Origin of the sequence: Luteimonas sp. TWI662 (genome assembly GCF_039673825.1) — a bacterium.
Taxonomy (GTDB): Bacteria; Pseudomonadota; Gammaproteobacteria; order Xanthomonadales; family Xanthomonadaceae; genus Luteimonas.
This window is the reverse complement of the sequence record NZ_JBDJMI010000009.1, coordinates 104,702-127,191: the sequence shown is the minus strand read 5'-3', so window position 1 is coordinate 127,191 and position 22,490 is coordinate 104,702. Positions and strand designations below refer to the sequence as shown.

The window sequence follows — 22,490 nt, the reverse complement described above, 5'->3', positions numbered from 1 at the left end:
ATCGCCCGCACCGGGGCAAGGAGCATCGGTGCAGGTCGAGGAGCGGGATGCTCCATTGGATCCGGCAAGGACGCCATTACATGGATGTAGCCGTCGCCCGCCCCGCATTGGATGCGTGGCGGGCGACCTCTTTTGGGCGCAACGCGCCGATTGTAGGACGCGCCCATCTCGGAGCCAGCGTCGGCCTGGTGGCGCGCTGCGGCCCCGGTCGTCTATCCGGGCCCACCCGATCCGGGTTGGTCTTGATCGGGGCCTGTTGTCGATCAGGCTTTAGACTCGCGCGATGCCTGTCCCTGAGACCGTCCGGATCGTTCCCGCCGCCGCCGCACGCTCCGTGCGCTGGCGCAATGGCCACGGCTGGACGCGCGAACTGTTCTGCGCGCCTGCGCTGACGGCCGCGCCTTCGGTCGACGATACCGCGGCCCCCTGGCCGTGGCGGATCTCGATTGCACGAATCGACCGCGATGCGCCGTTCTCGGCATTTCCCGGCGTCGATCGCGAGCTGATGCTGCTGCGTGGCGGCCGGCTGGATCTGCGGGTCGCGGACCGCCGCGTCGCGCTGGCGTCGCGATATGCCCGGCATCGCTTCGCCGGCGAACGCGATGTGGCCGCCTGCGTGCCGACAGGCGGCGTCGAAGTGTTCAACCTGATGTGGCGGCGCGACGCGTACCGGGCCCGGCTCTGGCATCTGCCGCTGGCCGGCGCCCTGGCATGGCGTGCCGACCCGGCGACGACCTGGGCCATCCACCTGCTGGCCGGACACGCGCGATGCGGCAGCGGCGTGGCGCATGCGGCGTTGGCGGCAGGCGATACCGCCGTGCTGACCGGTGCCCCTGCGTCCGGCCGGGTGTCGATCGAGGGCGAGGGCGCCTTGCTCGCGGTCTGCTTGCGTGACCGGTCGGGGGCCGGCCCGGACGAGGCGTGTGCGCCTGCCGGGCCGGACCTCACTCCAGGGTTCAGAAGCTGACGTTCACGCTTAGCCAGACATTCCGCGCCTTGTCCTTGTTGTTGTAGTCGTCCTGGGCCGACAGCGTGTAGCTGCCGCTGTCTTCGACGAAGCTGTACTGGTAGGACGTGAAATCGCGATCGAGCAGGTTGTTGATCCGGCCGTTGACGGTCACTGTCTCGTTGATGCGGTAGGAGGCGCCGAGGTGGAGCACCTCGTAGTCCTTCCAGTACAGCTCCTGCGCCAGCACCGTGTCGAAGCCGCGGTAGCGCTTGGAGCGCGCCTCGGCGGTCAGGAAGACCGTGAAGGCTTCGGTCGCGCGCCAGTCGAGCGTGGCGTTGGCCATGTGCCGGGCGCTGTTGCCCAGCGGCTGTCCGGCATTGCTGCCGCTCTTCTGCTCGCTGTCGGTGAAGGTGTAGTTGGCGCGGAAGCCCAGAGCGTCGCTGATCTGCCAGCGTCCGGCGAGTTCGGCGCCCTGGACCACGACCTCGTCGATGTTGACCGTCTTGTTGGAGTTCGAGTATCCCAGATCGGCGTAGTCGCCGGTGCCGCTGCAGGCGATCGTCAGCGTCGGACCGCAAGCTTCCTGGCCGATCTTGTCGTCGAACTTGTTGTGGAAGATCGTCGCATTGAAGCTGTGGCCGCCGGGGTGCTGCCAGTACGCGGCCAATTCGGTGCTGGTGCTGGTCTCGGGTTGCAGGTTGGGATTGCCGAACATCGGCGACACGCCCTGGGCGCCGAAGCCGGTGATGCCGTCGTAGAGCTGGGTGGTCTTGGGGGTCTTGAATCCGGTGCTGACACCGCCCTTGACCGTCCATTGCTCGCTCAGCGTCCACACGCCGTACAGGCGCGGACTGAGGTGGTTGCCGAAGGTCTTGTGATCGTCGTAGCGCAGACCGGCGGTGATCGACACCGGCTCGGCGATGGTCCAGGTGTCCTCGGCGAACAGCGAGACCATGTCGTGCTTCTGCTTGGCGCCGGCAACACCGCGCTCCATGCCGAACACGCCATCGATCAGTTTGCCACGGATGAGCTGGGCACCGACCACGGCAACGTGAGTGCCATTCCACTCGAAGGGCAGGTCCAGCTTGGCGTCGAGCGTGTACTGATTGCTCTCGAGCGTGCGATCGGGGCGGGGCAGATAGGCCAGCAATTGAGCGTACTGCTCGGATGTGAGATTGGCCGCCATGACCGCCAGTTTCTGGGCCTCGGAAAGCCCGTTCCATGCGGGAGGGCTGTAGCCAGTGCCGGCGGCCGAGTTGGGGCAGCGGCCGGCAGCGTTGACCGTGCCGCCCAGGTTGCCGCAGGCCGTGTTCCACAGCGACTGCAGGTGCTGGCGGTCGGCCACGGTGTAGGGCAGCGTGCGGCCCTCGTTGCGGGTTTCGACATAACCCAGCGACACCAGGCTGTTGCCGAACGACCAGCGGCCCTCGTGCGCGATCGACCAGTTGTCGCGGGTGAACTCCTGGCTGGGCCGATAGCCGGCACGCGGTTCGATGCGACCGTTGTTGCCGATGCGTAGCATCGCGCCGTAGTCGTCGACGGTGCCCACCGGATACTCCGCCACGCCGTTGTCGTTGAGCCGGGTGCTGTTGTCGTACTTCTGGCGCGAGGCATCGATATCGAAGGTGATCGTCTGCGCCTGCGTCGGTGTCCAGCTCAGCGAGATGCCGGCGGCCTTGTTGGTGTTGTCCACGGTCTTGCCGCCGCCGCCGAAGCCCAGTGCGCGGGTGTGGACCTCGCCGTTGGGGTCGGTGACCGGCGCGTACACCGGATTGGAGGCCTCGCGGTCGTACCAGCTGGCGCGCGCGCTCAGGTTCAGCACGCCCGGCACCAACGGCCCGGTGACGAAGAGGTCGGCGGTGGTGTCGTCGCCGAACTGGTCGTCGGTCTCGAAGGTGCGGCCCAGCGTGAGCGACCCGGCCCAGCTGTCGAGCTCGCGTTTGGTGATGATGTTGATCACCCCGCCCATTGCGTCGGCGCCGTAGAGCGTGGACATCGGGCCGCGGATCACTTCGATGCGCTCGATCGCGTCCAGTGGCGGAATGTGGTTGAACTGGTTGCCGGCGAAGTTGTTGGGGTAGATGTCGCCGTGGTTGTTCTGGCGCCGGCCGTTGATCAGGATCAGCGTGTAGTCCGCGCCCATGCCGCGCATCGAGATCGTGCCCTGGCCAGTCTTGTCGCGGGTCTCGCCGACGTCGATGCCTTCGATGTCGCGCACCGCATCGAGCAGGGTCATGTAGGGACGATGGGTCAGGTCTTCCTGCGTGATCACGCTGATGCTGGCCGGGGCGTCGGTGATCTTCTGCTCGAAGCCGGCCGCGGTGACGACGATGGTGTCGAAGTTGCGGGCGTCGTCCTGGGGCAGAGCGGTATCGGCCAGTGCAGGGGTGGACAGCAGGGCGAGCAGGCTCGCGGCCAGCGCACGGCGGCGCGGGGCGGTCGAATCAATCATGGGAGGTCCTTGTCGAAACATCGGAAAGCGGCCGCGCGTGCGGCCTGGCGCGCCACCGGGCGGCGGCGTCGCAAGACGGGGGCATCAAACGCTGGGGCGTACGCGTGCGCCGGCCTCGGCGGCGCGCGGCCCCACGCCGGCTGGCGGGGGCTTCAGGCGTGCGGAGGCGCGTGGCCGGGCGGCAATGTCAGATCCGGACGCAGCGCCTGTGGCGCGTCGACGGCGTCGGGGGGCGGTCGGTCGGCCAAGGCCCGCATGGCGTCGACGCGCGACATCGGCGGTGTCGACGCCACCGCCGGACACGGCGGCAGGCTGGCGCCGGGCGCGGCATCCCGCGGCGCGACGCGGGCCGACAGGGGCAGCGGACGGCGGAACTTCGCCTCGGGCGGCGGATCCTGCGTGGCCGGGAGGTCGGGCAGCGCGGTCGCATCGCCGAGCCCGGCAGACATGAGCGGCAGGTCGCAGGAAGCGACACCGAGGACGACAGCCAGCGACAGCAGGGCCGCCAGGGCCAGCCTGATGCGCCCCGATGCCGTCCACTGCGATGTAGGCCGCGTCGTCACGAACCGGGCACGCTCGAGCAAGAAAGCTGACGCGCAATTATATGAGAATGATTTTCATAAGCAAGTCTTAACGCAATTCATTCGCATGTATGGCACGGCAGCGGGCGCGCCGGATCCGCCGGATCTCCTACTGGTGCAGCGCGACGATCACTGCAGGACCGTCAGTCCCGGTCGTCGCGCGTCCAGACGCCGCCGTGCTCGATCTTGGTCGGGAACTTCGCCACCGGTTCGTAGGCTGGTGCGCACAGGGCGCGGCCATCGCGCACGTCGAACTTCGCACCGTGCAGCACGCATTCGATCGTTGCCTCGCCCGGGTCGAAATCGCCCCCGCCCGACAGCGCGAAGTCCTCATGGGTGCACTGGTCCTCCAGCGCGTACAGGTCGCCATCGAGGTTGAACACCACGATCGGCGCCCCGGTCACCTCGTCGAAGGTGGTCCGCATCTCGCCGGGCAGCAGTTCGGCGGTCGCGCACACGAAGGTCCAGGTCTCGCTCATGGTGCGACTCCGAAGGGTGAGGCGCCGAAGGTCTTCTCCAGCACTTCGAAGCGCAGATCGTCGCGCAACGGGATGCCGAAACGTGCGTCCCCATAGGGAAATGGCTTGTGACGCCCGGTGCGGCGATAGCCGCGGCGTTCGTACCACGCGATCAACGCCTCGCGCAGGTCGATGACGGTCATGCGCATGCCGGGCAGGCGCCAGTCGTCGCGGACGATGCGCTCGCATTCGGCCAGCACCGCATCTCCGGTGCCCAGGCCCTGCAATCGCGGGGCGACGGCGAACATGCCGAAGTAGCCATGGCCGTCCTCGATCGCGACATGCGCGCAGGCCTGCGGCGTGCCATCGGAGCCGTCGACCACGACCACGCGGCTGGCGGGACGCACGATGTCGGCGCGCAGCACGTCCGGGTCGATCCGGGCGCCGTCGAGCAGGTCGGCCTCGGTGGTCCAGCCGGCGCGGCTGGCATCGCCGCGGTAGGCGGACGTCACCAGCGCGACCAGCGCGGGCACGTCGTCGAGAGTGGCGAGGCGAAACGCGGGAGAGGCGGGCATCGTGACGAAGCTGGCGGGGAAGGGCGGCCATTATGGCCGTCGGCGCGCGTGGCGCCGATCGGCATGCCGCAATGCGGCGCGTCAGCCCAGCAGCCGGCGGACCTTGCGCAGCGCGGCGACGAAGGCGTCGATCTCCTCGTGGGTGTTGTAGAACGCCGGCGAGGCGCGACAGGTGGCCGCGACACCGTAGAACTGCAGCAGCGGATGTGCGCAGTGCTGGCCCGAGCGCACGGCCACGCCTTCGAGGTCCAGCAGTGTCGCCAGGTCGTGCGCATGCGCGCCTTCGACCAGGAACGACACCACGGCGGCCTTGTCCGGTGCCGCGCCGAGGATGCGCAGGCCGTCGATCGTGCCCATCGCCTCGGTCAGGTGTGCGAGCAGCGCGGCCTCGCGCCGCTCGACGTGGTCCATCCCGAGTCGTTCGAGATAGTCGACCGCAGCGCCCAGGCCGACGAAGCCGGCGATGTTCGGGGTGCCGGCCTCGAAACGCTGCGGCGGGTCGTTGTAGACCGTGCCGCTGAAGGCGACCTCCTTGATCATCTCGCCGCCGCCCAGGAACGGCGGCATCGCCTCGAGGTGCTCGCGGCGCGCCCATAGCGCGCCGGTGCCGGTCGGCCCGCACATCTTGTGGCCGGTGAAGGCGTAGAAGTCGCAGCCGATCGCGGCGATGTCCACCCTGCGGTGCGGCGCCGCCTGCGAGCCATCGACGACGGTCGTCACGCCGTGTCGGCGCGCCAGGCGACAGATCTCGCGCACCGGATTGACCGTGCCCAGCACATTGGAGACGTGGGTGATCGCGAGCAGCTTCACGTCCGGCGTCATCGCGCGGCGCAGCGACTCGAGGTCGAGCGTGCCGTCTTCGCCGATCTCCGCCACGCGCACGGTCGCGCCGGTGCGCTCGGCGACGATCTGCCAGGGCACGATGTTGGCGTGGTGCTCCATGCGCGAGACCAGGATCGTGTCGCCGGCCTTCAGTCGCGGCAGCGCCCACGAGTAGGCCACCAGATTGATCGCGAACGTGGTGCCGCTGCACAGCACCAGGTCGTCGGCGCGCACGTTGAGGAACCGCGCCAGTTTGCGCCGCGTGCCTTCGTAGGCCTCGGTCGCCTCGGTGCCGAGCTGGTGCACGGCCCGGCTGACGTTGGCGTTGTGGCGGCGGTAGTGGCCGTCGACCGCGTCGATCACGCACGCCGGCTTCTGGCCGGTGTTGGCATTGTCGAAGTAGATCAGCGGCTTGCCGTGGACCTCGCGCAGCAGCAGCGGGAAGTCGGCGCGCACGCAGGCCCAGTCGACCTCGCCATCGTGCCGGTCCGGTGCGCTGGGGCCATCGAACGGCGGCTCGAGCGGCGGCAGGGCGCTCATGCGCGCACGAGCGCGGTGAGCGCGCGATCCAGTGCGGACTCGGCCAGCGTGCGCAGCGCGTCGTCGACGATCGCGGCCAGCGGCTCGCGTACGAAGGCGGCGGTGAGCAGTCGCTGGGCATCGGTCGCGGGCAGGCCGCGCGAGCGCAGGTAGAACAGCGCGCCGGGATCGAGCTGGCCGACCGTGGCGCCATGCGCGGCCTGGACCTCGTCGGCATGGATCACCAGCACCGGCTGGGTATCGATCTCGGCGGTCGCCGACAGCAGCAGGTTCTTGTTCGACAGTCGCGCATCGGTGCCGTCGGCACCGGCGTCGATGGTGATGCCGCCGTGGAAGACCACCCGGCCACGGCCGTCGCCGATGCCGCGCCACAGCAGCTGGCAGGCGGTGTCGCGGGCGATGTGGCGGATGCCCAGGCGCGTGTCCAGATGACCACGACCGCCGGCCAGCAGCACGCCGTTGGCGGTCAGGCGCGCGTCCGGGCCGAGCAGGCGCACGTCGAGTTCGTGGCGCGACAGCGCCGCGCCGGCCTCGAGGTCGACGCGGTCGTAGATGGCGCCGGCCTGCAACTCGGCGTCGGTGCGCAGGAACGCCGTCGCGCCGGCCTCGCGCCGTTGCAGTCGCAGATGACGCAGGTGCGCGCGATCGGCGAGGCGCAGTGAGCACACGCCGTTGTCGAGATGGCGATGGGGGCCGGCATCGAGATGGTGTTCGACCACGGTCAGCCGCGCGCCGGTACCGAGCGCGATGTGGTGACGCAGGTGCCACGCCTGGTCGGTCTCGGTCGGCGCACCGACGAACACCAGATGCAGCGGCGCCGCGACCTCGGTATCGGCGTCGACGGTGATCGCGACCCCATCGGTGGCGAGCGCGGCGTTGAGGCGCACGAACACCGCGTCGTCCCGATCCTCGATCGCCGGCAGTGCGTTAGCAGACAGGCCGGTGCCGATCGACAGTCCGGCGATAGCGGGGCCGGGATCGGACAGCGCGGGCGCGGCGCGGCCGTTGACGAACACCAGGCGCGGCGCCGGGATGTCGGCCAGCAGCGCCGGATCGATCGCGGCGTCGCCAGCCGGCGCGAAGCTGCGGCGCTCGAGCGCGCGCAGCGAGGTGTACTTCCACGACTCGCTGCGCGGGCCGGGCAGGCCCGCCGCCAATGCGGCGTCGAGCGCCGGGCGGCGCGCAGCGTCGCCGTCGAAACCCGCGGCAAGGGACTCGAGCAGGGCGCTCATCACGCCGCTGCCTCGGGCGCGACGCGGTCCTTGACCCAGGCGTAGCCCTTTTCTTCGAGCTGCAGGGCCAGTTCCGGGCCGCCACTCTGCACGATGCGGCCATCGGCGAGCACGTGCACCACGTCGGGGCGGATGTAGTCGAGCAGGCGCTGGTAGTGGGTGATCACGATGAACGCGCGATCGGGCGAGCGCAGCGCATTGACGCCGTCGGCGACGTTCTTGAGCGCATCGATGTCCAGGCCCGAATCGGTCTCGTCGAGAATCGCCAGCTTCGGCTCGAGCACGGCCAGCTGGAAGATCTCGTTGCGCTTCTTCTCGCCGCCCGAAAAGCCCTCGTTGACGCCGCGGTGCAGCAGGCGGTCGTCGAGGTGCAGCACCGCGAGCTTTTCGCGCACCAGGCGCAGGAACTGCATCGAGTCGAGCTCGTCCTGGCCGCGCGCCTTGCGCTGGGCGTTAAGCGCGCTGCGCAGGAAGTAGGTGTTGTTCACGCCCGGGATCTCGACCGGGTACTGGAACGCCAGGAACACGCCGGCCGCGGCGCGCTCCTCGGGCTCGAGCGCCAGCAGGTCCTGGCCCTCGAACGCGACCGTGCCGGCGGTGACGTCATAGCCGTCGCGACCGGAGAGGATGTTGCCCAGCGTGGACTTGCCCGCGCCGTTGGGGCCCATGATCGCGTGCACCTCGCCCGGTTTCACGTCGAGCGAGAGGCCCTTGAGGATGTCGCGTTCGCCGATGCGGGCGTGGAGGTTGTCGATCGTCAACATAGGAAAGCCTGGATGGAAAATTCAGCCGCGAGGGGCGAGATAGGCGTCGCGGAGGAACCGCGAGCGCGCGTTGTTCAGACGCAGGATAAGGTCGTTGTAGAGCACCGAGCCGCGTGTCCGGGGTCATCTTCGGGCAGCACCGCGCCCCAGCTCGCCCCAAGCGCCTCGAGGTCGCGATCGCGCAGCGCGATCCAGCTGCGCTGCGCGTCGCGGATCGCCTCGACCGCGCCCGGCACGTCGGCGTACTCGGCCAGGACGGCACGGTAGGTGCGGTTGAGCTCGGCGTCGGCGTCGATGCCTGCCTTGACCGGACCGGTCTGGGGACCGGTGCAGCCGCCGACGCAGCAGATGTTGTCGCGTTCCACGTCCGCCGCCAGCACCGGCAGCGCGATCGCGGCGGCGGCCACAAGGGCCAGGGCGCCGCGGGCCGCAAGTGACAGGACCGCGCTCATCCGACCGAGCCTTCGAGCGAGACCTCCAGCAGCTTCTTGGCCTCGACCGCGAACTCCATCGGCAGCTCGCGGAAGACCTGCTTGCAGAAGCCGTCGACGATCAGGCTGACCGCGTCTTCCTCGGAGATGCCGCGCGCCCGGCAGTAGAACAGCTGGTCGTCGCTGATCTTGGAGGTCGTCGCCTCGTGCTCGACGGTCGCGCCGGGGTGGCGGACCTCGATGTAGGGGAAGGTGTGTGCGCCGCAGTCCTTGCCGATCAGCAGCGAGTCGCACTGGGTGTAGTTGCGCGCGCCCTCGGCGCCGCTGCCGACCTTGACCAGACCGCGGTAGGTGTTCTGGCCGCGGCCGGCGCTGATGCCCTTGCTGACGATCTTGCTCTTGGTGCGCTTGCCGACGTGGATCATCTTGGTGCCGGTGTCGGCCTGCTGACGATGGTGGGTCAGCGCCACGGAGTGGAACTCGCCCGAGGAGTCGTCGCCCAACAGCACGCAGGAGGGGTACTTCCAGGTGATCGCCGAACCAGTCTCGACCTGGGTCCAGGTCACCTTGCTGCGCGCGCCACGGCACTCGGCGCGCTTGGTCACGAAGTTGTAGATGCCACCCACGCCGTTCTCGTCGCCGGGGTACCAGTTCTGCACCGTCGAATACTTGATCTCCGCATCCTCGAGCGCGACCAGCTCCACCACCGCGGCGTGCAGCTGGTTCTCGTCGCGCATCGGCGCGGTGCAGCCTTCCAGGTACGAGACGTAGGCCTTGTCCTCGCAGACGATCAGCGTGCGCTCGAACTGGCCGGTGTGGCCGGCGTTGATACGGAAATAAGTGCTCAGCTCCATCGGGCAGCGCACGCCCTTGGGGATGAACACGAAGCTGCCGTCGGAGAACACCGCCGAGTTGAGCGCGGCGAAGTAGTTGTCGCCGACCGGCACCACGGTGCCCAGGTACTGGCGCACCAGCTCGGGGTGTTCGTGGATCGCCTCGGACATCGAGCAGAAGATCACGCCCTTCTCGGCCAGCTCCTTGCGGAACGTGGTGCCGACCGAGACCGAGTCGAACACCGCATCGACCGCGACCCCGGCCAGCTTGGCGCGCTCGTGCAACGGCACGCCGAGCTTGTCGTAGGTGTCGATCAACTCCTTGGGCACCTCGTCGAGCGACTTGTACTTCGGCCCCTTGGGCGCGGAGTAGTAGCTGACCGCCTGCAGGTCGATCGGGGCGATCTGCAGCTTGGCCCAGTGCGGCACCGGCATCGTCAGCCAGTGGCGATAGGCGGCGACGCGCCAGTCGGTCATCCACTCAGGTTCGCCCTTCTTGCGCGACAGCGCGCGTACGACGTCCTCGTCCAGGCCCGGCGGGAAGCTGTCGGACTCGATATCGGTGACGAAGCCGGCGTCGTAGCGACGGCCGAGCTGTGCGTGGATCTCCCGGTTGGTCTCGGGGGCTTCGATGATGTCGGTGGCCATGGGGGCGGCTGCCTACTGTCTATGGGTGCGCGAGGCGGGCGTCGATGCGCTTCGCCCCGGCAGCGATGGGAAGGGAAGGGACGCGCGGGGCGTCGTCGAGCATCTGCGCCAGCGTCACGCCGCGCAGGGCGTCGGCGACGACCTCGTTGATGCGGCGCCAGTTGCCCTGGACACCGCACTGGTCGGAAATCCCGCACTGGCTGTCGTGCAGGCTGCATTCGGTCATCGCCAGCGGGCCTTCCATCGCCTCGACGATCTGCACCAGGTTGATCGCCGATGGCGCGCGCGCCAGCCGGTAGCCGCCGTTGGCGCCGCGGAAGCCCTCGACCAGTCCGGCCTGGGCCAGGGGCTTGAGCAGCTTGCTGACCGTCGGCGTCTCCAGGCCCGCGCGCTCGGCCAGATCGGTCGCGCTCATCACCGCATCCGGCCGTGCGGCGAGCACGGTCAGAACCACGGTGGCGTAATCGGTGAGCTTGGTGACCCGGAGCATCGGAAGAAGCTGACTGCGGAATGCGGACCAAAATTGTACTTTTTTGACCGGCCGACCACAACGTGCGCATGGGCCGGCGTTCAGCGCGACGCGCCAGTGGCGGCCGGCGTGCGGGTCCGCGACAATGCGACGCTTGTCCTCATCGCCCCAGAGCGCACGATGCCCAAGAAGAAGACCAGGAAGATCGAGGCCCGCCGCTCGGCGATCCACGGCAACGGCGTGTTCGCCACCGAAGCGATCGCCAAGGGCGAGCGGGTCATCCGCTACAAGGGCTTCCTGCGCAGTCACGCCGACGTCGATGCCCAATACGGCGACCAGGAGGAGGACGGCCACACGTTCCTGTTCACGCTCAACGACGACTACGTCATCGACGCGAACATCGAGGGCAACGTCGCACGCTGGATCAACCACTCCTGCGATCCGAACTGCGAAGCGGTGGTCGAGGAGGACGCCAAGGACCGGCGGCACAAGGACAAGGTCTTCATCGAGGCGCTGCGCGATATCGCCCAGGGCGAGGAGCTGACCTACAACTACGGCATCACCCTGGCCGAGCGGCACACGCCCGCGCTCAAGAAGCTGTGGGGCTGCCGCTGCGGCGCCGCGAACTGCACCGGTACCATGCTCCAGCCCAAGCGCTGACCCAGCAGATGTCCGCCCGCGCCCGCGATCAGGGCGCGGCCACCTCGCGCAGGTCCGCCGACGCGATGTGCCAGGCGCGCTGCGTCTGGCTGGCGCCGTCGACCACCGCTGCGCGCAGGACGTAGCGCCCCTCGTAGCGTCGGATCGAGCCGTCCGCCTGCTGGGCGCGCAACGACACCGGCACCTCGATATAGCGCGAGCCGGCGGCCCCCTCGATGGCGCCCGGCGTGCCGATGTCGACCATGACCGTGGACGTCTGCGCGAAGCCGGCCGCGAACTGCTCCGGTGTCTGCCCGCTCGCCCGGCCGCCATCCGACCACTGGGCATAGGCGCTGGCGTAGTCGAGCGCGTTGATCGCCGCGTAGTAGGTGCGAAGCGCCGCCACCGCCGCCTCCGGGCTTGGCGGCGCCATGTCCACGGCGGGGTCCGTCGCTCCCGGCAACAGGCCGGTCTCGGGATTGTCCTCGAGTGGGACAGCCGCCAGGTCGGGAACCGCGGGCGCCGGGGCCCGGCCGCCCAGTGGCACGTCGCCGGGGCCCGGGGCACCGGGCATGCCGGTCACCGGATCGCCGGTGGCGACGGGCTGCGGCAGACTGGCGGTGTCCGCACTGTTATCCGCGGTGTTGCCGCGCTGGGCGTCGCGGTCGCCGCAGGCCGCCAGCGCCAGCGCGGCGCACAGCGCCAGCGCAGTGCGGTCAGCGCGCAAGGTGCACCACCACGCGGCCGTCGCCGACCGCGACCTCGCCGATGCGTTTGCCGGCCGGCAGCTTGGACAGCAGGTCGTCGTCGAGCCGGTAGATCGGCTCGCTGCGCGCGTATTCGGCCAGCAGGCCGTTGACGATGCCCTGCGCGCCGCCCTTGAGCAGCGCATGGGTTCCCGGCAGGTCGAATTGCAGCAATTGCGGATCCTCCAGATGCAGACCGCGCGTGGCGGCGTCATAGCGCAGGCCGCTGACCAGTGTCAGGTGGCCCGGACGGTCGTCGGCGACCGCGCCGCCCACGCCCAGATCGAAGTCCAGTCGCAGCCGGTGCTCGCCCTGCGGAATCGTCAACTGCGGGTTCTGCAGCGTCACCGAAACCAGCCCGCCGACGCGCTCGAACGTCCGGGGGAAGCGTGTGTCGAGCTGGCGCTGCAACTGCGGCGCGGTGAACGCGACCTGGTCGCTGAGCCAGGCCGAGACCACGCCCAGCGATGTGCAGGCGGTCAGGACGAGCAGCAGCGACAAGGCGACGGGACGGGCGAGGGCACGCATGCGACGGTTTCCTGGTGCGGTCCTGCGCACCCTACGTGTCGGCGGTGAATGCCGGGTTAGCGAGGGCTGCGCTCATCGGGCGCGGGCGCGAGCACGCGGCGATGCGGTTGCAGCCACGCCAACAGCAGGCCGAGCAACTGCATCGCGATCACATCGAGCACGATCTGGCGCAGCGTCAGGCCGAGCGGGAACGGCTGGCCGGCATGGGCGAGCAGATGCCAGGGCACGAACGACACCAGCGCCAGTGCCAGCCCGAAGCGGGCGCCATGCCAGCGCTTGCTGCGCACCGGCGGCGGCAGCCAGCGGTAGAGCCAGGTCATCGCCAGGCCGAGCGACAGATACGCCAGCAGGATCCAGCCGACATTGGCATTGGCATCCTCGCGCGTGCGGAACAGATGGGACAAGGCCAGGTAGTCGGCGCGCAGCAGCACGCCATGGACCAGCAAGCCCAGCAGCAGCGCGCTGGCCGAGAGCGTCAACCCGCAGATCCAGAAACGCTTGTCCATCTCCAACTCCGATGATGCACGCCGGCGCCGCGCGCAGGGTAACCCGGAAGTGCGGCGCGGTGCCGGCCGCGGCGGTGCCGCGATGCACGCCGCAGGTGGCACTTCAACGCATCCCGGCGGTGTCGTCGGCCGCGGCGGCGGCGCGCAGCAGCGGCAGCGGATCGAACGCGCCGCCGGCCGCGTAGATGCCGTAATGCAGATGTGGCGGCGTGCCGCGCGCATTGCCGGTGTCGCCGACCGTGCCCAGCATGTCGCCCGGGCGCACCACGTCGCCGACCGAGAGCAGTTCGGCGAAGTCGTCCAGATGCGCGTAGTAGTGGCGCTGCCGCCCCGGGCCGACCACCCACACCTGACGTCCGCCGAGGCCAGCATCGCGAATGCCCACGACCAGGCCTTCGGTGGTGCTGCGCACCGGCGTGCCGCGGGGCGCGAAGATGTCCACGCCCTCATGTTGCCGATCGCGCCCGCGTGGCGCACCAAAGGTGTCGGCGACGCGGTGGGGGGCGACACCCTCGACCGGCATCGGCAAGGCTTCCGGTGCCGGCGCGGCGGCGATCCGGGCGACGGCGCGCGGTTGGGCCATGAAAGGTTGATGCCAGGCCCAGTGGCCGGCGGCGGCCAGCACCGCCAGCACCAGCACCGCGCGCAAGGTGCGGCGCAGCTGCGGCGTGTAGTCGCGGGGGCGGGATGGGGAAGGCGGCGTCATCGCAGCGACGGTAACCGCGTCGCTGCGAAGATCGGGTCGGCGCGGACGCGTCAGCCTCCTGCGGCGGCGCGCACTTCCTGCTCGAGGCGCGCCTTGAGCTCAGGCGCGATGCCCAACTGGCGCGCGAGCTCGTCGAGATAGCTGCGCTCCATGAAGCTCGTGTCGTCGGCCACCAGAACGCTGGCCAGGTACATCTGCGAGGCGATCTCCGGCGACGTCGCGGCGCGTGCGATCTCGGCCGGATCGAGCGGCTTTTCCAGCTCGGCGTGCAGCCACGGTTGGATGTCGGCGGCGCTGTCGATGCGGCGGAACTCGGCCTCGATCACCTCGCGCTCGCGTGCGTCGAGATGGCCGTCCGCCTTGGCGGCGCCGACCAGCGCCTTGAGGATCGCCTGGCTGTGAAGGTCGGCCTGCGGCGGAGGCAGCCGGTCGACGGTTTGTGGCGCCGGTACGGCCGCGCCCGCTTGCTGCTTCTCGTAATCGCCGTAGGCGCGGTAGGCCATCATGCCGATCGCGGCCAGACCGCCGTAACTGGCGAGCTTGCGAGTCTTGCGGTGCTTGCCGAGCAACAGGCCGAGCGCGCCGCCGGCGACCGCGCCCTTGCCGAAATCCGCATTGAGCAGGCTGCTGCCCGGCTTGTCGCCGCTCTGGGAGGTGAGGAGATGGTTGAGAAATCCCTGGAAACTCATGGCGACGATCCGACGTGACGGGGCGCACAGGCGCGGGGCGGCGAGCTTGCGATGCAAACCGTTCGCATCGTGTGCACGTTGCGCGACAGCATCCATGCACGATGCCCGCCGCGGGTTGGACACCCATTGGGTGGCAAGGTGCGACAGCGCCAGGCCCTGAAACGCGATCGGGACGGCCAAGGCCGTCCCGATCGGGCAACGCAGCGTCCGCATGGGATCAGGCAGCAGCGTCCTTGAGCTTCTTGAGCGGGCGCACCTTGACCTTGACCGAGGCGGGCTTGGCGGCGAACCACTGCTCTTCCTTGGTGAAGGGGTTGATGCCCTTGCGCTTGGGCTTGGCCGGCACGCTGACCGAGGTGATCTTCAGCAGGCCCGGCAGGGTGAACGAACCGGCGCCCTTCTTGCTGATCGAACCGTGCACGGCGCCTTCGAGTGCGGAGAACACCGCACGGACGTCCTTCGCGGCCAGGCCGGTGGAGTCGGCGATGTGTGCGACCAGGCCCGACTTGCTCAGCGCTTCCTTGATCGGCTTGGGTGCTGCGGACTTGGCGGCGGTCTTCTTCGGCGCAGCCGCCTTCTTGGCCGGCACTTTCTTGGTGGTGGCCTTCTTCGTTGCCATGGGTCTGTGGTTCCCTCGTCAAATATGGATTGGATGATTCCTGGCCGAGCGAGCCGGCAAGCGAAATGTAGGGCATCCCTGCGCACCCGCCAATAGGAAAACGCAAAAAAACAGCGGTTTTAGGCGGCCCACGGTGCCGCCAATCACATTTGCGCCTGTCTGGCGGCTGTCCGCACGCGCAAGCGTGGCCCGTTGACAGCCCCGCGACCGCCTGGCGGCCGGCGCGTCGCCGCCCCGAAACGTCCGCGTCACGTCCGCGCCGATACGATCGCCGGCTCCTGTCTCGATGGAGAACGCGTCATGGGTATTTCCCGCCACGCCACCGCCCGCTGGAGCGGCGACCTGAAATCCGGCAAGGGCGCTTTGTCGACGCCGCAAAGCGGCCTGCTGGACGCCGTGCGCTACGGGTTCAACAGCCGATTCGGCGACGAGAAGGGCACCAATCCCGAAGAGCTCATTGCCGCCGCGCATGCCGGCTGCTTCACGATGGCGCTGTCGGCCAAGCTCACCGAGGCCGGATTCGCGCCCGAATCGATCGACACGCGTGCCGACGTCGATCTGTCGATGGAGGGCGGTCCGCAGCTGAGCGCGATCCGCTTGAAGACGCGTGCCAAGGTGCCGGGCATCGACGCTGCGAAGTTCCGCGAGATCGCCGACGACGCCAAGCAGAACTGCCCGGTCTCCAAGGCCCTGTCGGCGGTGCCGCTGTCGCTGGAGGCCGAACTCGACGGCTGATGGACCATGCCCTGCCGTGCCGCAATGGCGGTGCGGCAGGGGCCTAGCGGCGTGGAATGGCGGCGGGCCGCGCTCAGCTCAGCGCCAGTCGATCGTGCCGCGCACCACGCTCTGGACGCGCCCGCCCGACCAGACCTCGCCCTCGGCGTCCACGCGCAGGTCGAGGATCGCATCGTGGCCGACCTCGCGGCCCTGGCTGACGCGGTAGCGACCTTCTGTCCCAGGCAGTGCGTCGCGCGCCGCCAGCCAGGCGGCCAGCGTCGCATTGGCCGCGCCCGAGGCGGCGTCCTCGAAACACGCGGTGGCGCCGACGAACGCGCGCACCGCCAGGTCGTAGTCGCGACTGCCCGCGCTGCGCGCAAAAGCGCAGACGCCCATGCTGCCGGTGGCCTCGGCCAGGGCGGCGATCGCCTCCCACTGCGGGGCGGCGGCGCGCAGCGCCGCCTCGTCGGCCACCTCGGCCAACCACCAGCGACGCCCGCCGTCCATCAGCACCGGCGGTAGCGCCCCCGGCGGTAGCGACCCCAGCGCTGCGCGCAGTCGCGGGTCCTCGTTGCGCGCGACGTCGACGATCCGTGCGCGCGGCGTGCGTACGGCGATCGTCCGGTCCGCCCCTGCGCCGACCACCGCCAGCGGCAGGCTGCCGGCGATGCCCTCCTGCACCAGCACGCCGTCGCGCGGGCGCGCCAGGCCGGCGTCGAGCACGACATGCGCGGTACCGACGCTCGGGTGTCCGGCGAACGGCACTTCGCGGCGGGGCGAGAACATACGGATGCGGTAGCTGGCCGCGTCGCTGGCGGGCGGGAACACGAATGTGGTCTCGGGCAGCCGGGTCCAGCGGGCGATGGCCTGCATCGTCTCGTCGGTCAGCCCGTCGGCATCGAGCACCACCGCCAGCGGATTGCCGGCACCGGGCCGGTCGGCGAACACGTCCACCTGGACGAAACGTCGGGAAGTCATGCGCGGGCGGGCGTCGTGCGGCGCGACAGCTTACCCAAACTGTCGCCCGAATCGAGCGGTTCGATTCCCTCCGCCTCCGCCAGCGCTAGAATCGGCGGTCCGCCGCGCTTGGCCTTGTGTCGGCGACGTGTCCGCTGCAGCGCCTGCGCGGTGCTGTTCTCTTTCTTCCGTCCGAGACCCCACCTCCGATGTCCTCACCCTCCGACGATCGCTGGATCGTGCTCAAGTTCGGCGGCACTTCGGTGTCGCGCCGCCACCGCTGGGACACCATCGGCCAGCTGGCGAAACGCCGGGCCCAGGAGCACGACGCGCGCGTACTGGTGGTGGTGTCGGCGCTGTCGGGGGTGACCAACGCACTGACCGCGATTGCCGATGGCGATGCGGCCGACGGGATCGTCGATGCGCTGGTCGAGCGCCATCGCGCGTTCGTCGCCGAGTTGGGACTCGACGCCGACACGGTGCTCGGCGCCCGGCTCGCCGCGCTGCAGGCCCTGGTGCGCGATGCGCGTGCGCCCACGCGGGCGCTGGACTGGCAGGCCGAGGTGCTGGGGCAGGGCGAACTGCTGTCCTCGACGATCGGCGCGGCGTACCTGGCTGCGCAGGGCCTGGATTTTGGTTGGTGCGATGCGCGTGACTGGCTCGACGCGGTGGCGTTGCCCAACCAGAGCGGCTGGGCGTCGCGGCTGTCGGTGAACTGCCGGCGCGAGTCCGACGGCGATTGGCGTGCGCGTTTCTGCGCGCAGCCGGCACGCATGCTGCTGACCCAGGGCTTCATCGCCCGGCATGGCGACGGCGGCACTGCGATCCTCGGCCGCGGCGGCTCGGACACCTCGGCGGCGTATTTCGGGGCGTTGCTGGGCGCGCGCCGCGTGGAAATCTGGACCGACGTGCCGGGCATGTTCAGCGCCAACCCGCGCGACGTGCCCGATGCGCGCCTGCTTGCGCGGCTCGACTACGCCGAGGCGCAGGAGATCGCGACCACCGGTGCGAAGGTGCTGCACCCGCGCTCGATCAAGCCCTGCCGCGACGGCGGCGTGCCGATGGCGATCCTCGACACCGAGCGTCCGGACCTGCCGGGCACGGCGATCGACGGCAGCGCCGAGCCGGTGCCGGGGGTCAAGGCGATCAGTCGGCGCAACGGCATCGTGCTGGTGTCGATGGAAGGCATCGGCATGTGGCAGCAGGTAGGCTTCTTAGCCGACGTGTTCGAGCGCTTCAAGCGCCACGGCCTGTCGGTCGACCTGATCGGCTCGTCGGAAACCAACGTCACCGTGTCGCTCGACCCGAGCGAGAACCTGGTCAGCACCGATGTGCTGGCGCGATTGAGCGACGACCTGGCCGAGGTGTGCCGGGTCAAGGTCATCGCGCCGTGCGCGGCGATCACCCTGGTCGGGCGCGGCATGCGCTCGCTGCTGCACAAGCTCTCCGACGTCTGGGCGACGATGGGGCGCGAGCGCGTGCATCTGATCTCGCAGTCGTCCAACGACCTCAACCTGACCTTCGTCATCGACGAGGCCGACGCCGACGGCCTGCTGCCGGTGCTGCATGCCGAGCTGATCGGCAGCGGCGCGATGCCGGTCCACGACAGCGCGGTGTTCGGCCCGAGCTGGCGCGAAATCGCCCACGGCCGCCGCGAACGCCCGACGCCGTGGTGGCAGCGCGCGCGCGCGCGCCTGCTCGCACTGGCGACGCCTGGGACGCCGCGCTACGTCTACCACCTGGCCACGGTGCGCGAGCGGGCGCAGTCGCTGTCGGACGTCGCCGCGGTCGACCGGCGGTTCTACGCGATCAAGGCCAATTCGCATCCGGCCGTGCTGCGCACATTGGTCGAGGCCGGGTTCGGCCTGGAATGCGTCTCGCGGGGCGAGCTCGAGCACGTGTTCGCGACGTTGCCGGACCTCGACCCGGCACGCGTGCTGTTCACGCCGAGCTTCGCACCGCGCGACGAGTACGCCGCCGCCTTCGCGCTCGGCGTCACGGTGACCCTCGACAACGTCGAGGCGCTGCAGCGCTGGCCCGAGGTGTTCCGCGGCCGCGACCTGTGGCTGCGGCTCGATCTGGGCCGCGGCGACGGCCACCATGCCAAGGTCGTCACCGGCGGCGCGGCCTCGAAGTTCGGGTTGGCGCTGCCGGCCTTCGACGCCTTCGTCCATGCCGCCACTGATCTCGACGTACGCATCACCGGGCTCCACGCCCATCTGGGCAGCGGCATCGAAACCGTCGCCCACTGGCGCGAGGTCTACGCCGAGCTGGCAGCGTTTGCCGATGCGGTGGGCACCATCGACACCATCGACATCGGCGGCGGACTGCCGATTCCCTACCGCCCCGACGACGCCCCGTTCGACCTTGCGGCCTGGGGCGTGGGCCTGGCCAGCATCAAGGCCGAGTACCCACGCTATCGCCTGGCGATCGAGCCCGGGCGCTTCCTCGTCGCCGAGGCCGGCGTGTTGCTGGCGACGGTGACCCAGGTCGTCGACAAGCTCGGCACGCGCCGCGTCGGCCTCGATGCCGGCATGCACAGCCTGATGCGACCGGCGATGTACGACGCCTGGCACGGCATCCACAACCTGTCGCGGATCGACGACGAGCGCCAAGTCGTCTGCGATGTGGTCGGCCCGATCTGCGAATCGAGCGACGTCTTCGGCACCCGGCGCCTGCTGCCCGCGGCGACCGCCGAGGGCGACACCGTGCTGCTTGCCGACGCCGGCGCCTACGGTTTCGCGATGGCCAACACCTACAACCTGCGGTCGCTGCCGCAGCAGGATGTGATCGAATGACTTCCGGATTCGACCGCAGCGCCATCCGCTGCTTCCGCTTCGTCGACTGCGACCTCGACGCCGCGACCGGCGTGGCGCGGTTGCGCTACGCGTTCGACGATGGCCCGGAGCTGGTCGAGACCGTGACCGTGCCGGGCGCCCCGTTCGAACTCGACGGCGCGCGCGCGCAGGCCGCGACCCATGCGCTGCGCCTGCTGCACCTGCTCGCCGGCGTGAGTTACTACAAGGCCGCCGTGCCGCCGCAGATCCGCATCGACGGCTATACGATCGACGCTGCCACGGCGGCCCTGCTCGAGGATGCCTATGTGCATGGGCTGGGCGAATTCGCCTACCGCAACGGGCTCGACCTGCACGGCAAGATCCGCTTCCCGGCCGACGCCGCGGCCGATGAGGTCACGGCACCGGCGCTGGATCTGCGTGCCCATGCGCTGGTCGCGATCGGCGGCGGCAAGGATTCGCTGGTCTCGATCGAGGCGCTGCGCGCGCTGGACGTGGCGCAGACCGTGGCATGGATCGGCGGCTCGCAGCTGATCCGGGTCTGCGCCGAGCGCACCGGGCTGCCGACGCTCAACATCGGCCGCCAACTGGCGCCGCAGTTGTTCGAGTACAACCGCCATGGCGCACTCAACGGTCACATCCCGGTCACCGCGATCAACTCGGCGATCCTGGTGCTGGCCGCGGTGCTGCATGGTGTCGACCAGGTGGTGTTCTCCAACGAACGCTCGGCCAGCTACGGCAGCCTGATCCAGGCCGCCGATGGCAGCACCACCAACGAGGTCAATCACCAGTGGTCGAAGGGCTGGGCGTTCGAGCGCGCGTTCGGTGAGCACGTGCAGCGCCACGTCGCCGCCGATCTGCACTACTACTCGCTGCTGCGGCCGCTGTCGGAGCTGGCGGTCGCGCGCCAGTTCGCCAGGACCGACCGCTATGACGCGCATTTCTCCAGCTGCAACCGCAACTTCCACCTGCTCGGCGAGCGGCCGGTCAACCGCTGGTGCGGCATCTGCCCCAAATGCCATTTCGTGTTTCTCGCGCTGGCCCCGTTCATGCCCAAGCCGCGGCTGGTAGCGATCTTCGGCCGCAATCTGCTCGACGACGCGGCCCAGGTGGCCGGCTTCGACGCGCTGCTCGAGTACCGCGACCACAAGCCGTTCGAATGCGTCGGCGAGGGCCGCGAATCGCGTGCGGCGATGGCAGCGCTGGCGCAGCGCCCGGAATGGCGCGAGGACGCGGTGGCCGCCCGCTTTGCGCGCGAGATTGCGCCGCGGCTCGACGCGGGCGAGCTGGACATCGCGCCGCTGCTGGTGGTCGACGAGGAACATCGCGTGCCCCCGGCCTTGTGGGAACGCCTGCGTGCGCATCTCGCCGCTTGACGCGCTCGCCGCCGACGGCGGTCGCATCGCGCTGTGGGGCTGGGGACGCGAAGGCCGGGCTGCGTATGCCGCGCTGCGCACCGCGCATCGGGCAGGCTCCGCTCTGTCCGCGCTGTCGTCCGGCCAGCGCTTGGCGTCGACGGCGGCGCTGCCGCTGACCGTGTTCTGCACGCCCGCCGAGGCCGACGCGGTGGGCGGGTTGGGCGATCCGGCGCTGTTGGTCGAGACCGAGGCGAGCGCCGAACGCCTGGCGCGCTTTGCCGTGGTGATCAAGTCGCCGGGCATCAGCCCGTATCGGCCCGAGGCCTTGGCCGCGGCGGCGCAGGGCACGCGCTTCATCGGCGGCACCGCGCTGTGGTTCGCGCAGCGCGCGGCGCCGGGCGAGATCGCGGTCGGCACGGTCTGCGTCACCGGCACCAAGGGCAAGAGCACCACGACGGCCCTGCTCGCCCATCTGCTGCGCAGCGCCGGCCGGCGCACCGCGCTTGCCGGCAACATCGGCCTGCCGTTGCTGGAACTGCCCGATGCGCAGGCCGACGCCTGGGCGATCGAACTGTCGAGCTACCAGACCGGTGATGTCGCCGCGAGCGGCGTGCGGCCGGACGTGGCGGTGGTCACCAATATTTTTCCCGAACATCTGGACTGGCACGGCAGCGAGCAGCGCTATATCGAGGACAAGCTCGCGCTGGTGACCCGGGCCCGGCCACGGATCGCGGTGCTCAACGCCGCCGATCCGCGTCTGGCCGCGCTGACGCTGCCAGACAGCGAGGTGCGCTGGTTCGCGCGCGCCGATGGCTGGCACCTGCGCGGCGACGTGCTGTATCGCGGTGATGCCAGTGTGCTCGACACCGCCGGCCTGCCGCTGCCCGGGCGCCACAACCGCGGCAACCTGTGTGCGGTGCTGACCGCGATCGAGGCGCTCGGTATCGACGCCGCGCCACTGGCCGCTGCGGCCGCCGGGTTTGTGCCGCTGCCGCACCGGTTGCAGTCGCTGGGCACCCGCGACAGTGTGACCTGGGTCAACGATTCGATCAGCACCACGCCGCACGCCACGCTGGCCGCGCTCGACGTGTTTGCCGGCCGCCGGGTCGCGCTGCTGGTCGGCGGCCATGACCGCGGCCTCGACTGGCAGGCCTTCGCCGATGCGATGCAGGTGCGCGCGCCGCACGCGATCGTGACCATGGGCGCCAACGGCCCGCGGATCCATGCGCTGCTTGCGCCGGTCGCGCGCACGCGGGGCTTCGCGCTGGCCGAGGCGGCGGATCTCGCCTCGGCGGTGCGGCAGGCGCGCGCTGCACTCGGCGGCGATGGGGTGCTGCTGCTCTCGCCCGGCGCCCCGAGCTTCGGTGCCTATCGCGACTACACCGCGCGCGGCCGCCATTTCGCCGAACTCGGCGGGTTCGATCCCGATGCGATCACCGCGATCCCGGGCCTGGGGATCGCCTGACGGCGCACGCC

General features: G+C 70.0%; 23 protein-coding genes. 6 read left to right on the top strand and 17 right to left on the bottom strand.

Annotated features, from left to right (window positions below; all coding sequences use genetic code 11):
• Window positions 1-283: 283 nt before the first annotated feature.
• Window positions 284-967, top strand: a complete 684-nt coding sequence (locus ABE488_RS08670; RefSeq protein WP_346447874.1) for a HutD family protein — start codon at window positions 284-286, stop codon at window positions 965-967.
• Here the strand turns inward: ABE488_RS08670 and ABE488_RS08665 are convergent.
• The 10 genes from ABE488_RS08665 to ABE488_RS08620 form a co-directional block, all read right to left on the bottom strand.
• Window positions 957-3,401, bottom strand: coding sequence for a TonB-dependent receptor (locus ABE488_RS08665; protein WP_346447873.1), 2,445 nt, complete (start codon window positions 3,399-3,401; stop codon window positions 957-959). The genes ABE488_RS08670 and ABE488_RS08665 overlap by 11 nt on opposite strands.
• Before the next feature lie 152 nt (window positions 3,402-3,553).
• Window positions 3,554-3,985, bottom strand: coding sequence for a hypothetical protein (locus ABE488_RS08660; protein WP_346443361.1), 432 nt, complete (start codon window positions 3,983-3,985; stop codon window positions 3,554-3,556).
• Between the two features lie 140 nt (window positions 3,986-4,125).
• Entirely contained in the window at window positions 4,126-4,461 is a 336-nt protein-coding gene (locus ABE488_RS08655) for a non-heme iron oxygenase ferredoxin subunit (protein ID WP_346443363.1), read from the bottom strand.
• Window positions 4,458-5,015 (bottom strand): GNAT family N-acetyltransferase, encoded by a 558-nt coding sequence (locus tag ABE488_RS08650; protein ID WP_346447871.1) that lies wholly within the window; start codon window positions 5,013-5,015, stop codon window positions 4,458-4,460. Before ABE488_RS08650 ends, ABE488_RS08655 begins: the two co-directional genes overlap by 4 nt.
• A gap of 81 nt (window positions 5,016-5,096) precedes the next feature.
• Complete coding sequence (locus tag ABE488_RS08645; protein ID WP_346447870.1) at window positions 5,097-6,377, bottom strand: cysteine desulfurase; 1,281 nt, start codon at window positions 6,375-6,377, stop codon at window positions 5,097-5,099.
• The gene (sufD, locus tag ABE488_RS08640; RefSeq protein ID WP_346447868.1) at window positions 6,374-7,609 is read right to left on the bottom strand and encodes a Fe-S cluster assembly protein SufD; all 1,236 of its coding nucleotides are present in this window, start codon (window positions 7,607-7,609) and stop codon (window positions 6,374-6,376) included. The genes ABE488_RS08645 and sufD overlap by 4 nt, the downstream gene beginning before the upstream one ends.
• A complete protein-coding gene (gene sufC, locus ABE488_RS08635; RefSeq protein WP_346447867.1) occupies window positions 7,609-8,373 on the bottom strand; it encodes a Fe-S cluster assembly ATPase SufC in 765 nt (254 codons plus the stop codon). Before sufC ends, sufD begins: the two co-directional genes overlap by 1 nt.
• Window positions 8,374-8,447: 74 nt before the next feature.
• A complete protein-coding gene (locus tag ABE488_RS08630; RefSeq protein WP_346447866.1) occupies window positions 8,448-8,825 on the bottom strand; it encodes a lysozyme inhibitor LprI family protein in 378 nt (125 codons plus the stop codon).
• Window positions 8,822-10,285: a Fe-S cluster assembly protein SufB gene (gene sufB, locus ABE488_RS08625; protein WP_346447865.1), complete on the bottom strand. Its 1,464-nt coding sequence runs from the start codon at window positions 10,283-10,285 to the stop codon at window positions 8,822-8,824. Before sufB ends, ABE488_RS08630 begins: the two co-directional genes overlap by 4 nt.
• 19 nt (window positions 10,286-10,304) lie before the next feature.
• Window positions 10,305-10,775, bottom strand: coding sequence for an SUF system Fe-S cluster assembly regulator (locus ABE488_RS08620; protein ID WP_346447863.1), 471 nt, complete (start codon window positions 10,773-10,775; stop codon window positions 10,305-10,307).
• A gap of 159 nt (window positions 10,776-10,934) precedes the next feature.
• Here ABE488_RS08620 and ABE488_RS08615 point away from each other — a divergent pair, with 159 nt between their 5' ends.
• A complete protein-coding gene (locus tag ABE488_RS08615) occupies window positions 10,935-11,414 on the top strand; it encodes an SET domain-containing protein-lysine N-methyltransferase (RefSeq protein ID WP_346443376.1) in 480 nt (159 codons plus the stop codon).
• 28 nt (window positions 11,415-11,442) lie between these two features.
• Here the strand turns inward: ABE488_RS08615 and ABE488_RS08610 are convergent, their stop codons facing one another.
• From ABE488_RS08610 to ABE488_RS08585, 6 genes are all read right to left on the bottom strand, one after another.
• Window positions 11,443-12,120 (bottom strand): hypothetical protein, encoded by a 678-nt coding sequence (locus ABE488_RS08610; RefSeq protein ID WP_346447862.1) that lies wholly within the window; start codon window positions 12,118-12,120, stop codon window positions 11,443-11,445.
• On the bottom strand, window positions 12,110-12,667 hold the full coding sequence (locus tag ABE488_RS08605; protein WP_346447860.1) for a DUF1439 domain-containing protein: 558 nt from the start codon (window positions 12,665-12,667) through the stop codon (window positions 12,110-12,112). Before ABE488_RS08605 ends, ABE488_RS08610 begins: the two co-directional genes overlap by 11 nt.
• Window positions 12,668-12,723: 56 nt before the next feature.
• Complete coding sequence (locus ABE488_RS08600; protein ID WP_346447858.1) at window positions 12,724-13,173, bottom strand: hypothetical protein; 450 nt, start codon at window positions 13,171-13,173, stop codon at window positions 12,724-12,726.
• A 103-nt stretch (window positions 13,174-13,276) separates the two neighbouring features.
• The gene (locus ABE488_RS08595) at window positions 13,277-13,879 is read right to left on the bottom strand and encodes a M23 family metallopeptidase (RefSeq protein WP_346447856.1); all 603 of its coding nucleotides are present in this window, start codon (window positions 13,877-13,879) and stop codon (window positions 13,277-13,279) included.
• Window positions 13,880-13,929: 50 nt separating this feature from the next.
• Complete coding sequence (locus ABE488_RS08590; protein WP_346447855.1) at window positions 13,930-14,568, bottom strand: tellurite resistance TerB family protein; 639 nt, start codon at window positions 14,566-14,568, stop codon at window positions 13,930-13,932.
• Between the two features lie 217 nt (window positions 14,569-14,785).
• Window positions 14,786-15,187 (bottom strand): HU family DNA-binding protein, encoded by a 402-nt coding sequence (locus ABE488_RS08585; RefSeq protein WP_241943980.1) that lies wholly within the window; start codon window positions 15,185-15,187, stop codon window positions 14,786-14,788.
• 300 nt (window positions 15,188-15,487) lie between these two features.
• Between ABE488_RS08585 and ABE488_RS08580 the strand changes: the two genes are divergently transcribed.
• Window positions 15,488-15,922, top strand: coding sequence for an OsmC family protein (locus tag ABE488_RS08580; RefSeq protein ID WP_346443387.1), 435 nt, complete (start codon window positions 15,488-15,490; stop codon window positions 15,920-15,922).
• A 78-nt stretch (window positions 15,923-16,000) separates the two neighbouring features.
• Here ABE488_RS08580 and ABE488_RS08575 read toward each other — a convergent pair whose 3' ends face one another.
• Complete coding sequence (locus ABE488_RS08575; protein WP_346447853.1) at window positions 16,001-16,882, bottom strand: PhzF family phenazine biosynthesis protein; 882 nt, start codon at window positions 16,880-16,882, stop codon at window positions 16,001-16,003.
• 188 nt (window positions 16,883-17,070) lie between these two features.
• Here ABE488_RS08575 and ABE488_RS08570 point away from each other — a divergent pair, with 188 nt between their 5' ends.
• From ABE488_RS08570 to murD, 3 genes are read left to right on the top strand one after another with little or no spacing between them, the layout of a single operon-like run.
• Entirely contained in the window at window positions 17,071-19,659 is a 2,589-nt protein-coding gene (locus ABE488_RS08570) for a bifunctional aspartate kinase/diaminopimelate decarboxylase (protein ID WP_346447851.1), read from the top strand.
• Complete coding sequence (murL, locus tag ABE488_RS08565; protein WP_346447850.1) at window positions 19,656-21,032, top strand: UDP-N-acetyl-alpha-D-muramoyl-L-alanyl-L-glutamate epimerase; 1,377 nt, start codon at window positions 19,656-19,658, stop codon at window positions 21,030-21,032. The genes ABE488_RS08570 and murL overlap by 4 nt, the downstream gene beginning before the upstream one ends.
• Window positions 21,013-22,479 (top strand): UDP-N-acetylmuramoyl-L-alanine--D-glutamate ligase, encoded by a 1,467-nt coding sequence (gene murD / locus ABE488_RS08560; RefSeq protein WP_346447848.1) that lies wholly within the window; start codon window positions 21,013-21,015, stop codon window positions 22,477-22,479. Before murL ends, murD begins: the two co-directional genes overlap by 20 nt.
• Window positions 22,480-22,490 lie beyond the last annotated feature (11 nt).

Bases quoted from the DNA above. Each gene is read 5' to 3' on its own strand.
- ABE488_RS08670 (WP_346447874.1), top strand. From the start codon at position 284: ATGCCTGTCCCTGAGACCGTCCGGATCGTTCCCGCCGCCGCCGCACGC.
- ABE488_RS08665 (WP_346447873.1), bottom strand. From the start codon at position 3,401: ATGATTGATTCGACCGCCCCGCGCCGCCGTGCGCTGGCCGCGAGCCTG.
- ABE488_RS08655 (WP_346443363.1), bottom strand. From the start codon at position 4,461: ATGAGCGAGACCTGGACCTTCGTGTGCGCGACCGCCGAACTGCTGCCC.
- ABE488_RS08650 (WP_346447871.1), bottom strand. From the start codon at position 5,015: ATGCCCGCCTCTCCCGCGTTTCGCCTCGCCACTCTCGACGACGTGCCC.
- ABE488_RS08645 (WP_346447870.1), bottom strand. From the start codon at position 6,377: ATGAGCGCCCTGCCGCCGCTCGAGCCGCCGTTCGATGGCCCCAGCGCA.
- sufD (WP_346447868.1), bottom strand. From the start codon at position 7,609: ATGAGCGCCCTGCTCGAGTCCCTTGCCGCGGGTTTCGACGGCGACGCT.
- sufC (WP_346447867.1), bottom strand. From the start codon at position 8,373: ATGTTGACGATCGACAACCTCCACGCCCGCATCGGCGAACGCGACATC.
- ABE488_RS08630 (WP_346447866.1), bottom strand. From the start codon at position 8,825: ATGAGCGCGGTCCTGTCACTTGCGGCCCGCGGCGCCCTGGCCCTTGTG.
- sufB (WP_346447865.1), bottom strand. From the start codon at position 10,285: ATGGCCACCGACATCATCGAAGCCCCCGAGACCAACCGGGAGATCCAC.
- ABE488_RS08620 (WP_346447863.1), bottom strand. From the start codon at position 10,775: ATGCTCCGGGTCACCAAGCTCACCGATTACGCCACCGTGGTTCTGACC.
- ABE488_RS08615 (WP_346443376.1), top strand. From the start codon at position 10,935: ATGCCCAAGAAGAAGACCAGGAAGATCGAGGCCCGCCGCTCGGCGATC.
- ABE488_RS08605 (WP_346447860.1), bottom strand. From the start codon at position 12,667: ATGCGTGCCCTCGCCCGTCCCGTCGCCTTGTCGCTGCTGCTCGTCCTG.
- ABE488_RS08600 (WP_346447858.1), bottom strand. From the start codon at position 13,173: ATGGACAAGCGTTTCTGGATCTGCGGGTTGACGCTCTCGGCCAGCGCG.
- ABE488_RS08595 (WP_346447856.1), bottom strand. From the start codon at position 13,879: ATGACGCCGCCTTCCCCATCCCGCCCCCGCGACTACACGCCGCAGCTG.
- ABE488_RS08590 (WP_346447855.1), bottom strand. From the start codon at position 14,568: ATGAGTTTCCAGGGATTTCTCAACCATCTCCTCACCTCCCAGAGCGGC.
- ABE488_RS08585 (WP_241943980.1), bottom strand. From the start codon at position 15,187: ATGGCAACGAAGAAGGCCACCACCAAGAAAGTGCCGGCCAAGAAGGCG.
- ABE488_RS08580 (WP_346443387.1), top strand. From the start codon at position 15,488: ATGGGTATTTCCCGCCACGCCACCGCCCGCTGGAGCGGCGACCTGAAA.
- ABE488_RS08575 (WP_346447853.1), bottom strand. From the start codon at position 16,882: ATGACTTCCCGACGTTTCGTCCAGGTGGACGTGTTCGCCGACCGGCCC.
- ABE488_RS08570 (WP_346447851.1), top strand. From the start codon at position 17,071: ATGTCCTCACCCTCCGACGATCGCTGGATCGTGCTCAAGTTCGGCGGC.
- murL (WP_346447850.1), top strand. From the start codon at position 19,656: ATGACTTCCGGATTCGACCGCAGCGCCATCCGCTGCTTCCGCTTCGTC.